We start from the raw sequence: 16,978 nt of genomic DNA on the forward strand, positions 1-16,978 counted from the left end.
TCGGTTTTTGTCTTGTTACTGCAGGAAACACATGCGTTTTTTTACTAAATCTCGGCGGGTACTGAGCCTGTTGATCTTGTCAGTCGCCGTTATTTTTGTAACAGCCGAGTTCGCGGAAGCGAAACGTGGCTTCAGCTTCGGCAGCCGGGGGTCTCGCACCTATACCGCACCGAAGACGACCAACACAGCGCCGCAGACCCAGCCATTGCAACGGTCCATGACGCCCAACAATCAGGCCACTCAGCCTGCCGGTGCAGCACAGCAGACCCGGACCCAGCAGGCCGGTGCCGCAACCCAGCAGCGTCGTGGCATGTTTGGTGGCGGCTTCATGGGCACCATGCTGGGCGGCTTGATGCTTGGCGGTTTGATTGGCATGCTGATGGGCCACGGCCTCGGCGGCTTTGCCGGTTTCATGGGCCTCTTGTTCCAGCTGCTGCTGATTGGCGGCGCGGTGTGGCTGTTGATGCGTTTCTTGCGCTCGCGCCAGCAACCGCAGGCGGCAGGTGCCGGACACGGCTATGCGCCGCACCCGAGCCAGAACTTCGAGTTCAATGACGCTGGTGGCGCACGGGCTGGCAGTTCTGTGCCCAATGCAGGTGCGCGCCCGATCCACGAGGAGCAGGCCGCACCGGCTGCAGAAAGTGCTACCCCGGCAGACGATGAAGTCGGCCTGACCGCTGATGACTTTGACCGTTTCGAAGAGATGCTGACCACGGTGTGGACTGCTTATGGCAACGAGGACTATGGTGCCATCCGTCAGCTGACCACGCCGGAAATCATGGGTTACTTCGCTGAGGAGCTGGGCCAAGCGGCGTCCAACGGCCTGATCAACGAGGTGCGCGACATCAAGTTGCTTCAGGGCGACCTTTCTGAAGCGTGGCGTGAGGGCGACCAAGACTTTGCAACGGTTGCCATGCGCTATGAGTCCATTGATGTGACCCGCGAACGGGCCACCAACAAGGTGGTTGAGGGCAACCCGGAGGTGCCGGAAGAGCGCACCGAAATCTGGACGTTCGTCCGGCAAGCGGGTGAACCTTGGAAGCTATCTGCCATTCAGCAGCCATAAGCTGAAACTCAGACTGAACCCAAATTGCGACTTTAAGGCCCCGCCTCTGGTGGGGCTTTTTGTTCCTAGCGCGTTTGCTGCAACGGCGGCGGGGTCTGGTTTGTCTTGCGCGCCTGCACCAGAATTTGAATGGCTCTGCCGCTGAAGCTTCCTCCTGCGAACCCGATGACTGAGGCATACAGGGCGATGGCTAGCGAGGTGGTTGCGGCGGTTGGGGCGACTGCGGAGAAAACACCGTAGCCGAAGTTGCTCCAGAACGAGAGCATGATCATGGCGAAGGTGGCCCATTCACCGGCAAGCTCCACCTTGGGGCCGTAAATGCCGCCGATCTGGCCGCGTTGCCACGAAAAGAAGAGCAAGCCCCCAAGGCCGCCAAAGCCCAGAAAACTGCTCCACGCCAGTGCCGGGTGGGGGAGTGCTGCAATGTATGCCGCAGACAGAATTCCAAGGAGCGGCAGGATCAGGAAGGACTTGATGGACGTGCAGCGGGGCTTTGTTGCTCTGAAGCCGATGACGCAGAGCAGTACGAAGAGCGGCCAAACCCACCATGGGGCGCCTGTAAAAATTTGCAGAAGCATTGTGTTTTCGTGTCCTGAGTTGTGAGAGTGAACGGGGTGTTACTCTGTCAGGACGAGCTGGACACCTGGCGCTTTACCATGAAGGCGTCCCAAGCGTGGAAGGCAATTGCGATGCCCCAGCCTAGAGCGGGCCAGACAACCCAGAAGTAGTCAGGGTTGGTGACCAGATTGATGAGCGTGAGCAGGGCCATCACGATCAGGTAGCGCGAAAAATGCCCTTTGAATGAGTTGACGGTTTCCTGCTGCTCGTTTTTGGCGTCATAGGCGCGCACAGCGGCCAGCATGGCGGGTGTGGGCTCTGTGTTTTCGTGGGTGTCTGGATGCGTCATGTGAGGTGTCTCCCGCAGATCGGCAAAGTTGATCTCTAATGCGGAGGCCAGGCACTTCAAGGTTTCGGTGCTTGGGTTGGCACCATTTTCAATACGCTGCAAAGTGCGGGTACTGACGCCTGCCATCTCGGCAAGCTGCTCTTGCGACAGCCCTTTTTGCTGACGTAGCTCTTTCACCTTCATTACCTCTGGCCCCCTTCGAACGCCTCGATCTTTCGCATTTGGCGGGAAAAACACCACGACACGAACCCGACACAACCCCGACAGTGGCCCGAACTTAACCCGCCTTGACGCAGACAAACAGAAAAATCTGATCGCAGGCATGCCGTAAGTTGGGCCAGCAGGGAGGTCTTTGACTTAAACAGCCAAAGGGGTCCACTCCTCCATCTGAGGGGGACGTTTATGCGGATAAGGAAACAGCGCGGCTTGGGAAGCTGCGCTGCTGGGTGTTTGCGGGGCAAGAAGTGCAGGCTGTTATGCGAGGGACAGCTGGACCGCGATGTTGTTGCGGGTTGCGTTGGAATAAGGGCAGACTTCGTGCGCAGCGGCGACGACTTCTTCAGCCAGTGCCTTGTCCAGGCCCGGAAGGGCGACCTTCAGTGCAACCTCAAGACCAAAGCCGCCTTCGGAGCGAGGGCCGATGCCAACGGTCGCTTCCACATTGGCATCGGCCGGGATGGTCACGTCGGAACGCTGAGATGCGACGAACTTCATGGCCCCAATGAAACACGCGGCGTAGCCAGCTGCAAACAGCTGCTCGGGGTTGTTGCCCGCACCACCGGCGCCGCCCAGCTCCTTCGGGGTGGACAGGTTCAGTTCGAGAGAACCGTCCAGAGTCTTGGCGGTGCCGTCGCGGCCACCGGTTGCAACTGCAGCGGTTTGATAAAGAACGTTCACAGACATGACTATCTCCAGCTTGGTAAAGGGTGGTAAATATCGGTAGCGATTAGATCGTGTACGATATAAATACGGGCGACGGTGTTGCGTTGTCAATAAGATTTTGAAATAATCGTGTGCGATGTAATGGCGATGAGCATGCCGCTCCCCCAGAAAGACGGTCGGATGTCAGAAAAGAACAAACAGCAAGGCTTGGTAACAGAAGGCTGCGAAAGCGAAGAGTTTCAAAGGCTTGCGCTTGATAGCCATCTTTGCTTTGCGATCTACAAGGCGAACCACGCCTTTAACCGCTTTTACAAGCCTCTCATGAAAGAGCTGGGCATTACCTACCCGCAGTACATCACGCTCCTTGCGCTTCTTGAGAAGGATGGCCAGCGGGTAAGCGACTTGGGCGAGACGCTGTTTCTGGAATCGAACACGCTGACACCTCTCCTCAAGCGGCTTGAAGAGATGGGGCTGGTGAAGCGGGAACGGTCGGCCAAAGACGAGCGTCAGGTGATCATTAGCCTGACGGCGCAGGGCAGGGCGCTTGGGCAGGGCATCTGCGAAGTGCAACGATGCGCCGTCGAGGGTCTTGAGATGAGCATGGACGATGTTCAGCATCTGGTGCGTGAGTTGAATAGGGTACAGGAAATGCTGGTGAAAGCGGGCCGGTAGAGCGAAACGGCAGACACTCGCCGAGGGGCAGCGGCGCGAGCACCTGATGCCAGCAAGGCAGAGAACAGCGGGGCTGCATTCGTCTGAGGTTTCCGGCTTCGGGTCGCCGCTAATTGCCAGTCTATGAATGCCGTCCGGCGCATGTTGCCTCTGCGGGCGTCTAGAGCTATCTATCAATAGATAGGCTGCGGTGGTCTGGCTGCGGTGGTCTGGCTGCGGTGGTCTGGCTGCGGTGGTCTGGCTGCGGTGGTCTGGCTGCGGTGGTCTGGCTGCGGTGGCCTGGCTACGGTGGTTCTGGCGACGATGGTTCTGGCTGCAGTGGTCTCGCGACAGGTGGCGTGTCGTGTTTGGGCGTACCTAGCTTGGTCAGGTCATGGTGACGGGGTTTTGCCGGTGCCCAGCCGGAAAGCCGCTTGTTTAAAGCACCGCTGGTTCGAGGTGTTCTGCTGGGAACAATTAGTGGCTCTTGTCAGAGCATTGGTGGCTACCGGGAATAGTGCGAGATGGCAAAGACAGAAAAGACGACTGTGGAGCGCATTGTGGAAGCTGCTGAAAGCCGGATCCGCACCGCTGGATTCCATGGGTTTTCCTTCCGGGATGTGGCTGGTGATGTGGGCATTAAAAGCGCCAGCGTGCATCACCACTTTCCCACCAAGGATGCGCTCGGGGCTGCCGTTGCTCGCTCTTACACGGACCGGTTCCTGAGGGCTCTGGGCGATCCGGGGGATGAAAGCCGCGGGCCTGAGGAGCTTCTTGCTGCATATGCCGGGTTGTTTCGCCGCGCGCTGATGGTGGAAGGCAAGATGTGCCTTTGCGGTGTGCTGGCCGCCGAAAGCGCAGGCCTTTCTGCGCCGGTGCAGCTGGCGGCAAGAGACTTTTTCCAGCGTAATCTGGCGTGGCTGAAGGGGGTTCACAGCCGCCAGTTTCCAGGTGCTGCTGAAGACGCCATTGAAGCGGAAGCCCTGCGAACGATCGCGTTGATGGAGGGGGCCATCGTGACCGCGCGGGCCCTGGACGATGTTGGGGTGTTTGACGTGCTCACCCAAAAGGGCTCACTAGGTGGCCTTGCGGTGCTCCAAAAGGCTTAAGAGTGCAACCATGACAATGCCGTAGAGCACATGGCCAACAAGTGCGACCCATGTGATGCCGGTGAAGTTCAAGAAAAAAGGCAGGCCCGCAACCGCTGTAATGCCGCCAATTGCAAACACCCAAAGGCCGAAGCCATAGATGGCGGAGGGAAGGAACCAGTTGGTGTCGCCAAAGATCATTCGCCAGATTGGCGCGAAGATGTACATCCAGCCAATGGGATAGCCGATGAGGCCGACAAGGTAGAAATGCACGAAGTATCCAGCAAAGTCGTTGCTCGGCAGGCCAAGGGTGCTTAGCAGGCTGCGCGCCAGACCGTGCGGCGACAGGTTTGCAAAGCCAAGGCCCGGACTGAGGACCTGGCCCCAAAAGTCAAAGGCGATGGTTGCAAAAAAGCCGGAGATGAACATGGCACCAAGCGTTGCGAAACTGAGTGAGGGAAGAACCCCTGCCAGCTTTCGTGGTGACGGGTTGCCAGCCATTGCGTCATTCCCCTTCTGTGCCGTGCTCTAGAAACCGCTTTTCAAGACCGGAGTGTGTTCCTCGATCTCATGGCAGGGTGGCAGCGCGCCACCCAAGCCTCAAGCCTTGCTTTTCTGTAGGGCGAAGGGCCTCCACCGCCATGAAAGCAGGTGTTCAAAGCACTAGTGTGGCACTTTGGGCGTGAAAATCTCCAAGGGCTGGGAAACACCTTTTACAGAATGCGGACCGAGCCCTTCCAGCTCGTAGCTCACGAGCCGGGCCACGGGTTCTGTAACCAGCAACGGTCTTTTCAAGGATTTGGTGAGACTTTCAACCCGTGAGGTGACGTTGACCGCCTTCCCGGTCACGGTGAAATCAAGACGCTGCGGGGCACCAATGTTGCCGAAGAAAACCTCCCCCGAGTGCAGGGCAATGCCGGTGCGCAAGGGACGCCACCCCGAAATGCCGGGCAGGGCTTCCTTATCATTATTGAGGGTTTCGAGGCGCTGCAGTGCGGAGTTTGCGGCTGAAAGTGCCGCCTCTGCCGCTGCGCTGTCGGTGTCGAACTGGTCGAAAGGAAATACGGCCAGCAGGCCATCGCCTATGTACTTCAGCACTTCTCCGCCATGGTCAATCACCGCCCCTGCGAGACACTCGAAGTATCGGTTCAGCACTCGCAGCATTTCGCTGTTTTCCAAACGGTCCGACAGATCTGTTGAGCCGCGCAGGTCTGAGGCCCAGATGATGGCGTTGATGGGCTCCCCCGAGCCGCGCTTGATGTTGCCAGCCAATACCTTTTGGCCTGCCGCCTCGCCCAGATAGGTGTTCATGACGTTTCGGGCGATGCGCTTGATGGCATGGCGGCCCACATGCAGGGCAAAAAGGTCCAAGAGGATGCGGATGGAGGCGAACTGGTCCTTGGTAAAGCCGCCTTCCTGATCGGTGGAAAAGGTGACGGTGTGGTGCAGCTTGCCACCCGTTTGCATGGGGAGCGCGGCATATTCCGTATGCCCCAAATCCCTCAGTTCCCGCATCAATGGGCTGAGTTTTTCTTCCGGTTGGTTTGGAAGGTACTGGTGAAACTCTTCGCCAAACTCAATGCAGCGATAGAGCGGGTTCTTGCGGTAGGAATCCGTTTGCAAAACCGCTTCTTCCACCTTGAACTCGTCGCAATAGCCTTCCCTGCGGTTCCAATGCCAGCCATAGGCATAAAGCTGCGGGTGGAGCGTGCCCATGTGCAAGGTGGAGCGGATGATTGGAAAGCCTGCGCCCACAAGGCGATGCATGAAGGCGTTGTAAAGGTCCAGCAGGTCTTCCTCAAAGTTTGCCCCGTGCAGCAACCACCGTTTCAGGTCCAGTTCTGTGAGCGGCGTGAAGGCAGCTTCGTTGATCTGCTTGCGATGCATCACAAAAACGGAGGACGGATAGGTGTGGGTGATGCGGGTTTCTTGCTCTGTCATTGCCTGGTTCCATGAACGCGGTGAAGCCACCTTGTTATTTAGTCTTCTGGAGGCACTAAGAAAATGGGTGGCCTTGCAGAACAGTTTTAATCGTCGCCCACAAACTCGCCTGTAACCTTGAGGCCATCGATCTGGGTTTGGCCTTCCTCCTTGTAGATGCGGCGCGGATAGGCCCCGGCATGGGTGATGAGGTGTTCTGCGAGTTGCTCGGAGTGGGTGACAATCCAGATTTGCGCTCGCTCGGCGGCCTGCGCAATGACCTTGGCGAGTGGTTCCAGCAAGTCTGGGTGGAGGCTTGTTTCCGGTTCGTTGAGCGCCACGAAAGCAGGCAGCCGATAGGACAGCAGACCGCCAAGAAGGGCCAGATATTGAAGCGTGCCGTCCGACAGCTCTCTTGCCGGGAAGGGGCGCTGGATTTCGGGCGTCTCTAGGGAAAAGCGGCAGTCCTGACCATTGGCCTCAATCAGCAGGCGGCTGCCGGGAAAGGCATCTTCCACCGCCATGTAAAGCGGGTGGGCGTCCTGCCGGATTTCCTTCAAGGTGGCGTAAACAGCTGCAAGGTCGCTGCCATTGGAGGACAAGGTGGGCGTGGTGACATTGGCGCTTGGCTGGCGCAAGGGGCTGTCCTTGTCTGTGCGGAAGCTATGGTAAAACCGCCATTCAGCCAGTGTGTGGCGAACCACATCCAGCTCGGGAAAGCGAGCGCCGTCGCGAATGTTGGCAAGGGCTGTCTCTGAGCTCAGCAGCTCGTTGTCATAGGTGACGCGCTCACCATCGCTCGCTCGCAGGAAGACGCTTGGGCCTTTACGCTGCATGAGGCATACAGGTCTGCGTCCCGTCAGGAGGTTCAGCTCCTCCTCCTTCACCATTGTTTCGAGGGGAAGCGCTGGATCGGAAATGGGGTTTGGAAGGCCCAGGGTGATCTTGTAGGAGAGGTCGCCCAGATCGGCGCGCAAACGGATCTGCGCCTTGTCATGAACTTTGCGGCCCCCGGCCCACATGACGCTTTCCACGCCGCCATCCTCTGACACGGCGCGGGTGATGCGACCAAGAGCGGCCTGCTGGAGAAGTTCCAGAGACTTGTAAAGATTGGTCTTTCCGGTGCCGTTCTTGCCAATGAATACGTTGAGGGCCCCCACGCGCATGAAGATGGAGCGCACTGACCGGTAGTTTTCAATGCCGATGGCAGAAAGTGGAGGCATGCCCATGGAACGGATCCGCAGAAGTTGAGGACGGGAAGGGATGAGCATACAAGCAGATGGCCACCATGCAAGGGCGAGAGACCTTCGAAAACGCTCTGTTCACGGTAAGGTCAGCCTGCAGGCATTGATTGGCGGATTTGGCGTGCTTACCTCGTAATAGTCACTAGGATTTCGTTTGGGCGGCTTCAGTGGCCGCCTGCCGTTTTCAAGAGGAGTTCGTCATGAGTCTGCTGTCCACTGCTGCCGTAACCCGCACTGAAACTGACAGTTTTGGTCCTTTGGAGGTGCCAGTGGACAAGTATTGGGGCGCGCAGACAGCCCGTTCCTTGATCAACTTTCCCATTGGGATCGAAAAGATGCCGGTGCCATTGGTGCATGCGCTGGGCGTGGTGAAGCTGGCCGCCGCTGCCATCAACGAACAAGAGGGGCGGCTGGAGCCAAGGCTTGCAGGGGCGATCAAGCAGGCGGCGCAGGAGGTGGCCAGCGGGCGCTGGGACGAGCACTTTCCACTTTCCGTGTGGCAGACGGGCTCTGGCACCCAGTCCAACATGAACGCCAATGAGGTGATCGCCAACCGGGCGATTGAGATTCTCGGCGGGGAGGTTGGTTCCAAGAACCCTGTGCACCCCAACGACCATGTGAATTTGGGTCAGTCTTCAAACGACACATTCCCGACCGCCATGCACATTGCTGCGGCCGTGGAAATCAACACCAAGCTGCTGCCTGCCCTGCGCCATTTGGAGGATGCCCTTCAGGCCAAGGTGGAGGCATTTGCAGACATCGTGAAGATTGGCCGGACGCACACACAGGACGCAACCCCCCTGACACTTGGGCAGGAGTTTTCCGGTTATGTGGCGCAGCTTCGCCTATCGCGCGAGCGGCTGGAGCAGGCGCTGGTGGGGCTTTATCGGCTGGCGCAAGGCGGCACTGCGGTGGGAACGGGCATCAACTCCACGCCCGAGTTTGCCGCAAGCTTTGCCGCGAAGGTCGCAGAGGTGACGGGGCTTCCCTTCAAGACGGCGGAGAACAAGTTTGAGGCGCTGGCGACCCACGACGCCCTTGTGTTTGCCCATGGTGCGCTGAACACCCTCGCGGTTTCCCTGATGAAAATTGCAAATGACATTCGCTTTCTCGGGTCCGGTCCGCGTTCCGGCTTGGGCGAGATTTCTCTGCCTGAAAACGAGCCGGGGTCGTCCATCATGCCCGGCAAGGTGAACCCCACTCAGGCTGAGGCACTGACCATGGTCTGCGCCAAGGTGATGGGCAATGAGACCACGGTGACGGTGGCCGGTGCGACCGGGCATTTTGAACTTAACGTGTTCAAGCCGGTGATTGCGGAGAGCGTGCTGCAATCCATTCAGCTGATGAGTGATGCCATGGTGAGCTTTGCCGACCGCTGTGTGGTGGGCATCAAGGCCAACAAGGACCGCATCGAGGAGCTGGTGGAACGCTCGCTCATGCTGGTGACGGCGCTTGCGCCCAAGATCGGTTACGACAAGGCAACCGAAATCGCCAAGGCCGCGCACAAGAACCATACCACCTTGCGTGAGGAGGCCCTGCGGCTTGGCTATGTGACGGCGGATGAGTTTGACCTGATCGTGCGTCCGGAACTGATGGTGATGCCGAGATAGGCCCCATGGTCGGCGTTCAATGCGGGACAGGGGCACGCTGGTGCGTGCCCGTTTTGCGCTGGATCCCGGATTTGCGTTTCGCTTTCGCGTCACTTGTCCGGGATGACGCAAGTGGGGTGAGGTGGCTTAGGGCCACTTCACTACTGGAGGCATGGAGGAGAGGATGGAGGCAACGTTGCCGCCGGTCTTCAGCCCGAAGATGGTGCCGCGGTCGTACAGCAAGTTGTATTCTACATACCTGCTACGACGCACGAGCTGCTCCTCACGCTGCGCCTCGGTCCATGGCTTGAGGTAGTTCGCACGCACAAGCTTCGGGTAGATCTCAAGGAAGCTGCGGCCAACGGACTTGGTAAAGGCAAGGTCCGCATCCCAGTCGCCGGTGTTGTGGTAGTCGTAGAAGATGCCGCCGATACCGCGCGGTTCGTTGCGGTGCTTGAGGTAGAAGTAGTCGTCGCACCACTTCTTGTAATGCTCGTAGTCGGCACCGTTGTGGCCGTGACACGCCGCCTTCATGGCCTCATGGAAGGCGATGGTGTCCGGGTCTTCCTGTGTGCGGCGGGCATCGAGAACCGGGGTCAGGTCAGCGCCGCCACCAAACCACTGGCGTGTGGTGACCACCATGCGGGTGTTCATATGCACCGCTGGCACATTTGGATTGTGCATATGAGCAATGAGGGAAATGCCGGAGGCCCAGAAACGCGGGTCTTCATTGGCTCCGGGGATCTGGCCGCGAAACTCCGGCGAGAACTCCCCGTGCACCGCTGACACGTGGACGCCCACCTTCTCGAAGACGCGGCCCTTCATCATGGACATGACGCCGCCGCCGCCCTTGGCACCGGTATGATCGGTGCGCTCCCATGGTGTGCGCTCGAAACGCCCGGCAGGCTGATCGCTCAAGGGGCCGTTCTCAACGGCAATGTCGTCCTCCAGCTTCTCGAAGGCAGCGCAGATCTGATCGCGCAGCTCGGAGAACCAGCGGGTGGCGGTTTCCTTTTTCTCTTCGATGTTGGAGGGGATCGGTCCGCCGCGCTCACTCATGACATGCTCCGAAAACATTTGGTTTATTTAGAATTGTTCTCAACTAGGTGAAAATGCGGGTTGGTTCAAGCAGTAGTTTGGCCGCAGTCACGCAAAGCCATCCGTCTGGCGCAGGGCTTCGCCCAGAACCATGCCCGCCGAGATCGCCATGTTGAGGGAGCGCATGCCGTTCTTCATTGGGATGAGCAGACGATGGTCGGCAGCATGGTGCACATCTTCTGGCACACCCGAACTCTCCCGCCCCATGAGCAGAATGTCGCCGGGTTGGAACATGAACGCCGTGTAGGGCTCGGCTGCCTTCGTGCTCATGAGAACGAGGCGTCGCCCTTCTTGCTGCTGCCAGGCGCGGAAAGCATCCCAGCTGATATGGCGTTGCAGCTTGGCGCGCTCGATGTAGTCCATGCCTGCGCGTTTCAAAGCGTGATCGGAGAGGGGAAACCCCGCGGGCTCGATCAGGTGCAGTTGCACGTCCATGCAGGCAGCGAGGCGGAGCAGGGTGCCTGTGTTTTGGGGAATGTCGGGCTGGTATAGCGCAATGTCTGGCATGACGGCTCGCTGGACAAGATGTTCGTTTCTGGTTGGCGACCATGATAGCGGTGGGTCCCTGCCGACATAAGGGCCGTTCACGGGAAAGCTGTTGACTTGTTTTGAGGGGCAGAGCCGAAGGTGTGTTGCGAACAGGGAACACTCATATGTTGCAATTTTGCAACGCGCCTGATTTTGTTCGTTTTTCCGCTGCGTCAGCACTGGCCAGTTCTCGGGGAATTGTTTAGGAACAACCCCGTAGCGGACAACGGCTTCGAATCTCTAGCGTATCGCAGAGGATTGGGCCTCACTGCCGGCGCCCTGCCGGTAAAACTGAGTGATTAGTAAGGGGAGACAATACATGACAGATACTATTGTACATGTGCTGGGCCATGTTTCCTCTGGCGCGACTTGCCCTCTCGGGGCGCTGACACGCGCTTAAGCCCACCCACTCGCTCTAAACAGCTTCACAATCTCACTACATCTATCGGGTAGAGGCAGATAGCTTCCCTTTATGGGAGAGGTGTCGCTGTTCTCTGCCCGCCTCGAAAGAGACAGAACCATGATTACTAGCGTGCTTTTGGCGCACTTGGCGTTAAGGGCTGATCCGCTGCTCAATAAAGAGCCGCGGTACGGCCGCCGCTTCTCTGAAGAAGAAGCATTTAAACAACCCAGTTTGTTCAACAGAGGGATTGCTTTTCTTGGCATGACTGTTGGCGTTGCTCTGCTTGCCTTTCTGCCGGCACTCTTGGCCGTCTTTTTTGGGCTCGACAGTGCGGAGCGCAACGGCCAGGTCATGACAGGTGAGCAAATCAGGTCCAGTATGGTGGATAGCCTGTTAGGCGCTGTCGTCGTCGGGCTTGGTATCAGCAGCTTCGTCTGGGCCTTGGCGCAAGGCCCAAATCCCTCTCGGGACAAATATGAGAGCGATGAGCGGATGCGGTAACGCATCTGCTCAAGTCCAGCCGGAAGGCTTTAGAATAAGACTTTAAGGAAGCCTCGATGTTCTCTCGATTTGAAGGGTTAGTGGACCCGTTCAATACTTCAGAAGTGAAGACGCCCCCTTCCACTTTTTGGGCGTTCATATGGTACTACACGAAGCCGTTTGCCCCTCTGTTGGCACTGGCTTCGTTCTTTGGGGCTTGTATTGCCGTTCTTGAAGTAACGATTTTCACGTTTCTTGGAGATCTGGTGAACTGGATTGGAACGGAGGACCCGTCCACCTTCTTCCAGAACAACTGGCCGCACCTGCTCTGGATGGGCTTTGTCGTGCTTTTGATCATGCCCGTGGTTGAGGCCATCTGGCAGCTGGTGTTCCATCAGGGCATCGTGGGGAACTTCCCCATGCTGATCCGCTGGCAGGGGCACCGCTATCTGCTGCGCCAAAGCCTGCCGTTTTTTCAGAACGACTTCGCCGGACGTGTTGCCAACAAGTTGATGCAGAGCGCGTTGGCAGTGCGCGAAGTGGTGACCCGGATTGCCGACATCTTCGTCTACGTGGTGGTCTATCTGACGGCGGCAGTGTTTGTGTTGGCATCGGCTGACTGGAAACTGGCTTTGCCGTTGGTGTTCTGGCTGCTTGCCTATCTGGGTGTGCTTTACTACTTCGTGCCGAAGCTGAAGGACATCTCGCGGCAGCAGGCTGATGCGCGTTCGGTGATGACAGGTCATGTGGTGGATGCCTATACAAACATCTCCACCGTGAAGCTGTTCTCCCATGCGGAGCGTGAAGAGGACTATGCCAAGGCCTCCATGAAGGACTTCATGGATCCTGTGCATCGGCAGATGCGCAATGTAACCCTGCTCAACATCGCCCTGACCAGCATCAACATGCTGCTTCTGTTCGCGGTTGGGGCCACATCCATTGGCCTTTGGAGCTATGCCCTTGTAACAACAGGAGATATCGCCATCGCCATTGGTCTGGTGCTACGTTTGCAGGGCATGTCTCAGTGGATCCTTTGGGAAGTGGCGGGTCTGTTTGAAAACGTTGGTACTGTTCAAGACGGTATGGCGACCCTGTCCAAGCCGCGTGAAGTTGTTGATGTGAAAGATGCCAAGGACCTTGTGGTTCAGGATGCTGGGATCGAGTTCCAGAACGTGCGCTTCCACTATGGCAAGGAAAAGGGCGTGCTGGAAAATCTGTCGCTCTCCATCAAGCCGGGCGAGAAAATCGGTCTGGTGGGGCGTTCCGGAGCAGGGAAGTCGACCTTGATGAACCTGCTGCTGCGGTTCCATGATCTGGAAGGCGGCAAGATTACCATCGACGGGCAGGACATCTCGCAGGTCCGGCAGGAAAGTCTGCGTCAGGCGATCGGTGTGGTTTCGCAAGATACCTCGCTGTTGCACCGGACAATTCTGGAGAACATCACCTACGGCAAGGAAGGTGCGTCTCTGGAAGAAGCGACGGAGGCCGCTCGCAGAGCGCATGCACTGGAGTTCATTCAGGAGCTGCGCGACAAGGAAGGCCGAACCGCCTTTGATACGCTCGTAGGTGAGCGTGGCGTGAAGCTCTCAGGAGGCCAGCGCCAGCGTGTCGCCATTGCGCGTGTGCTGTTGAAGGATGCGCCGATCCTTGTTCTTGATGAGGCCACCTCAGCTTTGGACTCCGAGGTCGAGGCGGCCATTCAGGAGAGCCTGTTCGAGCTGATGCAGGGAAAGACCGTAATTGCTATTGCGCACCGGTTATCTACGATTGCTGCGATGGATCGACTGATTGTGATGGATCAGGGAAAAATCGTAGAAATGGGGCCGCACGAGGAGCTTTTGGAGGCTGGAGGCATCTATTCCAACCTTTGGCAGCGTCAATCTGGTGGTTTTTTGTCGCAGATTGCGGCGCAATAACTGCGAGTCAGAATGAATCAACCTATAGCCGTCGCAGAAAAAACTGCGGCGGCTTGCCCTAGGGGCGCTTGAAAATGCACGACTTTCTTACTAGGTAATTGGTCGTTGGAAGTGTTCTAATCCACCGAATTGCGTAATTTTCCCAATTTTGATGCGACAATAAGTCCACTTTTCGCCGTGGTCGCTGGACAAGTGCGCGCGTTAATGTCAGATAAACCACGCTAATATAATTGCGTATTTCGCGCATGGGCGCCTACAGCTAATTCACAGTCGATTTACATCGAAAAACATCGAGTGAGGGCTTGGTGGGGCGTTGAGAATTTAACCTGTTTCGAGAGGACGCGACCTTGGAACACTCTGAAACGGCAGAACCAAACCGCCGCGACTTTCTATACCTGGCAACAGGTGCTGTGGGAGCAGTTGGCGTGGGTGCAATCGCCTGGCCTTTCATCCACCAGATGAACCCGGATGCATCGGCATTGGCACTGGCGTCTATTGAAGTTGATGTGTCAGCCATTGAGGTTGGACAATCCATCACCGTCACATGGCGCGGTAAACCAGTTTTCATCCGCCAACGTACTGACAAAGAGATCTCCGAGGCGAACAGCGTGCCTGTTTCCGACTTGCCGGATCCAATTGCACGCAATCTCAACCTCGAAGCCAACGCTGAAGCGACCGACGTTAACCGCTCGGCGGAAGGTAAAGAGCCATGGCTTGTCATGGTTGGCATTTGTACGCACCTCGGTTGCGTGCCATTGGGAGAAGCAGGCGACTTTGGTGGCTGGTTCTGCCCATGCCACGGATCTCACTATGACACCGCTGGCCGTATCCGTAAGGGCCCCGCTCCGGAAAACATGCTGGTGCCCCCTTTCGCTTTCGTTGACGACGAAACAATTCGCATCGGCTAAACGGATCAAGTCTGGAGGCAGCTATGGCTGGGCATACTAAATATGTACCGCAAAGTGCACCTGCAAAGTGGCTCGAAGCCCGTTTGCCGGTGATTTCGCTCATTCGCGGAAGCTTTGTGGACTTTCCTACCCCGAAGAACCTCAATTACTGGTGGACCTTCGGCGGCATCGCATTCTTCGTTCTCGTTGTGCAGATCGTGACCGGCATCGTGCTGGTGATGCACTACACACCGCATGTGGATATGGCATTCCGCTCTGTTGAACACATCATGCGTGATGTGAACTTCGGCTGGCTGATCCGCTACCTGCACTCGAACGGTGCATCCATGTTCTTTATCGCCGTTTACATCCACATCTTCCGTGGCATGTATTACGGCTCCTACAAGGCACCACGCGAAATCTCATGGATCCTCGGTGTGATCATCTTCCTTCTGATGATGGCAACCGCATTCATGGGCTACGTTCTGCCTTGGGGCCAGATGTCCCTTTGGGGCGCAACCGTGATCACCAACCTTTTCTCTGCAATTCCGGTTGTAGGTGAAGCTGTTGTGACATGGCTGTGGGGTGGCTTCTCTGTCGGTAACCCGACCCTGAACCGCTTCTTCTCCTTGCACTACCTGCTGCCATTCGTTCTGGTGGGTATCGTGCTGCTGCACATCTGGGCATTCCACACCACAGGTAACAACAACCCGACGGGTGTCGATCCGAAGTCCGAAAAGGACACGATCCCATTCCACCCGTACTACACCATGAAGGATCTGCTCGCGATCGTCGTGTTCATGATCTTCTTCTCATGGTTTGTGTTCTACCTGCCAAACTATCTGGGCCACGCGGACAACTACATCGAGGGCAACCCGCTTGTAACGCCAGCACACATCGTTCCTGAATGGTACTTCCTGCCATTCTACGCGATCCTGCGTGCTGTTCCTGACAAGCTGGGTGGTGTGCTTCTGATGTTCGGCGCAATCGCGGTTCTGTTCATCCTGCCATGGCTGGACACATCCAAGGTTCGTTCAGGCACGTTCCGTCCGCTGTTCAAGATCTTCTTCTGGCTGTTCGCATTCTACTGTGTGATCCTGGGCTGGCTGGGCGCCATGCCTGCAGAAGGCATCTACGTAACGCTGTCTCAGATCTTCACCACACTGTACTTCGTGCATTTCCTGGTCATTCTGCCAATGCTCGGATTTATTGAAAAACCGAGCAGGCTGCCGGAATCGATCAACGATGCTGTGCTTGCCGATAACGGCAAGACAAGTGCAGCTTGATCGGAGCGGGGGACTTTAAGACAATGAAAACATTTCTCGTCAAAAGCGCTCGTGCTCTGACTGTTGCTTGCGGCGTTATCATGGCTGGTACGGCGGCTCAGGCCGCCGGCGAAGGCCCACACGTTGAGCGTCAGCAGTGGTCTTTCTCTGGCCCGTTTGGTCAGTTTGACAAGGCGCAGCTGCAGCGCGGCTTTCAGGTGTACCGCGAAGTTTGTGCATCCTGTCACGGTCTCAGCTACGTTGCTTTCCGCAACCTGGCTGATGACGGTGGCCCGGGCTTCTCTGAGGACGAAGTCAAGGCGCTGGCCGCTGACTACGTGATTGAAGATGGTCCGGATGATGCCGGTGACATGTTCGAACGTGAGGGCAAGCCGTTTGACCGCTTTCCATCACCTTTCGCGAACGAGCAGGCAGCACGTGCATCTAACAACGGTGCTTACCCGCCAGACCTGTCTTTGATGGCTAAGGCTCGTGCGGTTAAGCGTGGTTTCCCCTGGTTCGTGACGGATATCTTCACTCAGTACCAGGAAAACGGTCCGGACTATCTCTATGGTCTTCTGACTGGCTACCATGAAGCGCCTGAGGGCTTTGAGGTTCCAGTCGGTCAGTACTACAACACCGGTTTCATTTCCGGTCAGACCTTGGCCATGGCGCCACCGCTGTCCGATGAAATCGTTGAGTACACCGATGGCACGCCGATGACCGTTGACCAGTACGCCCGTGACGTTTCTGCGTTCCTGATGTGGACTGCAGAACCAAAGCTGGAAGAGCGCAAGCAGCTCGGCCTTGGTGTCATGATGTTCCTGATCCTGTTTGCGTCCTTGCTGTACTTCACCAAGCGCAAGATCTGGAAAGATGTAGATCACTAAGTCGACAAGACTTGAGGATTTGAAGGCCGCCCCCGGGCGGCCTCAGATTGATGACAAACCCCGTCATATTTTTGGCGGGGTTTTCGTTTTTTAGGTCTGCGGCGCGGCCTAAAACTACCCCTTGCGACTTACGCCGCCGTAGCTTGTGTTTTGGTGTTCATAGC

General features: G+C 57.2%; 17 protein-coding genes. 9 read left to right on the forward strand and 8 right to left on the reverse strand.

Annotation, left to right across the window (positions count from 1 at the left end; genetic code table 11):
* Positions 1–31 precede the first annotated feature (31 nt).
* The gene (locus Q3Y58_RS17425; protein ID WP_319623133.1) at positions 32–1,066 is read left to right on the forward strand and encodes a Tim44 domain-containing protein; all 1,035 of its coding nucleotides are present in this window, start codon (positions 32–34) and stop codon (positions 1,064–1,066) included.
* Positions 1,067–1,131: 65 nt separating this feature from the next.
* On the opposite strand, the gene Q3Y58_RS17430 is transcribed toward Q3Y58_RS17425, so the two are convergent.
* From Q3Y58_RS17430 to Q3Y58_RS17440, 3 genes are all read right to left on the reverse strand, one after another.
* Positions 1,132–1,644, reverse strand: a complete 513-nt coding sequence (locus Q3Y58_RS17430) for a hypothetical protein (protein WP_319623134.1) — start codon at positions 1,642–1,644, stop codon at positions 1,132–1,134.
* 47 nt (positions 1,645–1,691) lie between these two features.
* On the reverse strand, positions 1,692–2,156 hold the full coding sequence (locus Q3Y58_RS17435; protein ID WP_319623135.1) for a helix-turn-helix domain-containing protein: 465 nt from the start codon (positions 2,154–2,156) through the stop codon (positions 1,692–1,694).
* Between the two features lie 291 nt (positions 2,157–2,447).
* Positions 2,448–2,876 carry an organic hydroperoxide resistance protein gene (locus Q3Y58_RS17440; RefSeq protein WP_274218338.1) on the reverse strand — a complete coding sequence of 143 codons (429 nt, stop codon included), beginning with the start codon at positions 2,874–2,876 and terminating at the stop codon, positions 2,448–2,450.
* 159 nt (positions 2,877–3,035) lie between these two features.
* Between Q3Y58_RS17440 and Q3Y58_RS17445 the strand changes: the two genes are divergently transcribed.
* A complete protein-coding gene (locus Q3Y58_RS17445; RefSeq protein WP_319623136.1) occupies positions 3,036–3,527 on the forward strand; it encodes a MarR family winged helix-turn-helix transcriptional regulator in 492 nt (163 codons plus the stop codon).
* A 503-nt stretch (positions 3,528–4,030) separates the two neighbouring features.
* Positions 4,031–4,615, forward strand: coding sequence for a TetR/AcrR family transcriptional regulator (locus tag Q3Y58_RS17450; protein ID WP_319623137.1), 585 nt, complete (start codon positions 4,031–4,033; stop codon positions 4,613–4,615).
* Here Q3Y58_RS17450 and Q3Y58_RS17455 read toward each other — a convergent pair.
* The 3 genes from Q3Y58_RS17455 to Q3Y58_RS17465 all read right to left on the reverse strand — a co-directional run bounded on the left by Q3Y58_RS17455 (position 4,583) and on the right by Q3Y58_RS17465 (position 7,743).
* Positions 4,583–5,095, reverse strand: a complete 513-nt coding sequence (locus tag Q3Y58_RS17455) for a hypothetical protein (RefSeq protein WP_319623138.1) — start codon at positions 5,093–5,095, stop codon at positions 4,583–4,585. The two genes, Q3Y58_RS17450 and Q3Y58_RS17455, sit on opposite strands and share 33 nt — an antisense overlap.
* 162 nt (positions 5,096–5,257) lie before the next feature.
* Positions 5,258–6,535: an adenylate/guanylate cyclase domain-containing protein gene (locus Q3Y58_RS17460; protein ID WP_319623139.1), complete on the reverse strand. Its 1,278-nt coding sequence runs from the start codon at positions 6,533–6,535 to the stop codon at positions 5,258–5,260.
* Positions 6,536–6,621: 86 nt separating this feature from the next.
* Entirely contained in the window at positions 6,622–7,743 is a 1,122-nt protein-coding gene (locus tag Q3Y58_RS17465) for an AAA family ATPase (protein WP_319623140.1), read from the reverse strand.
* A gap of 215 nt (positions 7,744–7,958) precedes the next feature.
* On the opposite strand from Q3Y58_RS17465, the gene fumC reads away from it, so the two are divergent.
* Entirely contained in the window at positions 7,959–9,368 is a 1,410-nt protein-coding gene (gene fumC, locus Q3Y58_RS17470; RefSeq protein WP_319623141.1) for a class II fumarate hydratase, read from the forward strand.
* Between the two features lie 126 nt (positions 9,369–9,494).
* Here fumC and hemF read toward each other — a convergent pair whose 3' ends face one another.
* Together hemF and Q3Y58_RS17480 are read right to left on the reverse strand one after the other, a co-directional pair.
* Entirely contained in the window at positions 9,495–10,406 is a 912-nt protein-coding gene (gene hemF, locus Q3Y58_RS17475; protein ID WP_319623142.1) for an oxygen-dependent coproporphyrinogen oxidase, read from the reverse strand.
* A gap of 87 nt (positions 10,407–10,493) precedes the next feature.
* Complete coding sequence (locus tag Q3Y58_RS17480; protein WP_319623143.1) at positions 10,494–10,952, reverse strand: tRNA (cytidine(34)-2'-O)-methyltransferase; 459 nt, start codon at positions 10,950–10,952, stop codon at positions 10,494–10,496.
* A gap of 493 nt (positions 10,953–11,445) precedes the next feature.
* Between Q3Y58_RS17480 and Q3Y58_RS17485 the strand changes: the two genes are divergently transcribed.
* From Q3Y58_RS17485 to Q3Y58_RS17505, 5 genes are all read left to right on the forward strand, one after another.
* Positions 11,446–11,877: a hypothetical protein gene (locus Q3Y58_RS17485; RefSeq protein WP_319623144.1), complete on the forward strand. Its 432-nt coding sequence runs from the start codon at positions 11,446–11,448 to the stop codon at positions 11,875–11,877.
* A 56-nt stretch (positions 11,878–11,933) separates the two neighbouring features.
* Positions 11,934–13,772, forward strand: coding sequence for an ABC transporter ATP-binding protein (locus Q3Y58_RS17490; RefSeq protein ID WP_319623145.1), 1,839 nt, complete (start codon positions 11,934–11,936; stop codon positions 13,770–13,772).
* Positions 13,773–14,119: 347 nt separating this feature from the next.
* A complete protein-coding gene (gene petA, locus Q3Y58_RS17495) occupies positions 14,120–14,680 on the forward strand; it encodes a ubiquinol-cytochrome c reductase iron-sulfur subunit (protein ID WP_274218349.1) in 561 nt (186 codons plus the stop codon).
* Positions 14,681–14,703: 23 nt separating this feature from the next.
* Positions 14,704–15,945: a cytochrome b gene (locus Q3Y58_RS17500; protein WP_274218350.1), complete on the forward strand. Its 1,242-nt coding sequence runs from the start codon at positions 14,704–14,706 to the stop codon at positions 15,943–15,945.
* 23 nt (positions 15,946–15,968) lie between these two features.
* The gene (locus Q3Y58_RS17505; RefSeq protein WP_319623146.1) at positions 15,969–16,814 is read left to right on the forward strand and encodes a cytochrome c1; all 846 of its coding nucleotides are present in this window, start codon (positions 15,969–15,971) and stop codon (positions 16,812–16,814) included.
* Positions 16,815–16,978 lie beyond the last annotated feature (164 nt).

Origin of the sequence: Nesiotobacter zosterae, from assembly GCF_033843645.1 — a bacterium.
GTDB classification, from domain to species: Bacteria; Pseudomonadota; Alphaproteobacteria; order Rhizobiales; family Stappiaceae; genus Pseudovibrio; species Pseudovibrio zosterae.

Coding starts and splice junctions, on each gene's coding strand:
- Q3Y58_RS17425 (WP_319623133.1), top strand. CDS start 32: ATGCGTTTTTTTACTAAATCTCGGCGGGTACTGAGCCTGTTGATCTTG.
- Q3Y58_RS17430 (WP_319623134.1), bottom strand. CDS start 1,644: ATGCTTCTGCAAATTTTTACAGGCGCCCCATGGTGGGTTTGGCCGCTC.
- Q3Y58_RS17435 (WP_319623135.1), bottom strand. CDS start 2,156: ATGAAGGTGAAAGAGCTACGTCAGCAAAAAGGGCTGTCGCAAGAGCAG.
- Q3Y58_RS17440 (WP_274218338.1), bottom strand. CDS start 2,876: ATGTCTGTGAACGTTCTTTATCAAACCGCTGCAGTTGCAACCGGTGGC.
- Q3Y58_RS17445 (WP_319623136.1), top strand. CDS start 3,036: ATGTCAGAAAAGAACAAACAGCAAGGCTTGGTAACAGAAGGCTGCGAA.
- Q3Y58_RS17450 (WP_319623137.1), top strand. CDS start 4,031: ATGGCAAAGACAGAAAAGACGACTGTGGAGCGCATTGTGGAAGCTGCT.
- Q3Y58_RS17455 (WP_319623138.1), bottom strand. CDS start 5,095: ATGGCTGGCAACCCGTCACCACGAAAGCTGGCAGGGGTTCTTCCCTCA.
- Q3Y58_RS17460 (WP_319623139.1), bottom strand. CDS start 6,535: ATGACAGAGCAAGAAACCCGCATCACCCACACCTATCCGTCCTCCGTT.
- Q3Y58_RS17465 (WP_319623140.1), bottom strand. CDS start 7,743: ATGGGCATGCCTCCACTTTCTGCCATCGGCATTGAAAACTACCGGTCA.
- fumC (WP_319623141.1), top strand. CDS start 7,959: ATGAGTCTGCTGTCCACTGCTGCCGTAACCCGCACTGAAACTGACAGT.
- hemF (WP_319623142.1), bottom strand. CDS start 10,406: ATGAGTGAGCGCGGCGGACCGATCCCCTCCAACATCGAAGAGAAAAAG.
- Q3Y58_RS17480 (WP_319623143.1), bottom strand. CDS start 10,952: ATGCCAGACATTGCGCTATACCAGCCCGACATTCCCCAAAACACAGGC.
- Q3Y58_RS17485 (WP_319623144.1), top strand. CDS start 11,446: ATGGGAGAGGTGTCGCTGTTCTCTGCCCGCCTCGAAAGAGACAGAACC.
- Q3Y58_RS17490 (WP_319623145.1), top strand. CDS start 11,934: ATGTTCTCTCGATTTGAAGGGTTAGTGGACCCGTTCAATACTTCAGAA.
- Q3Y58_RS17500 (WP_274218350.1), top strand. CDS start 14,704: ATGGCTGGGCATACTAAATATGTACCGCAAAGTGCACCTGCAAAGTGG.
- Q3Y58_RS17505 (WP_319623146.1), top strand. CDS start 15,969: ATGAAAACATTTCTCGTCAAAAGCGCTCGTGCTCTGACTGTTGCTTGC.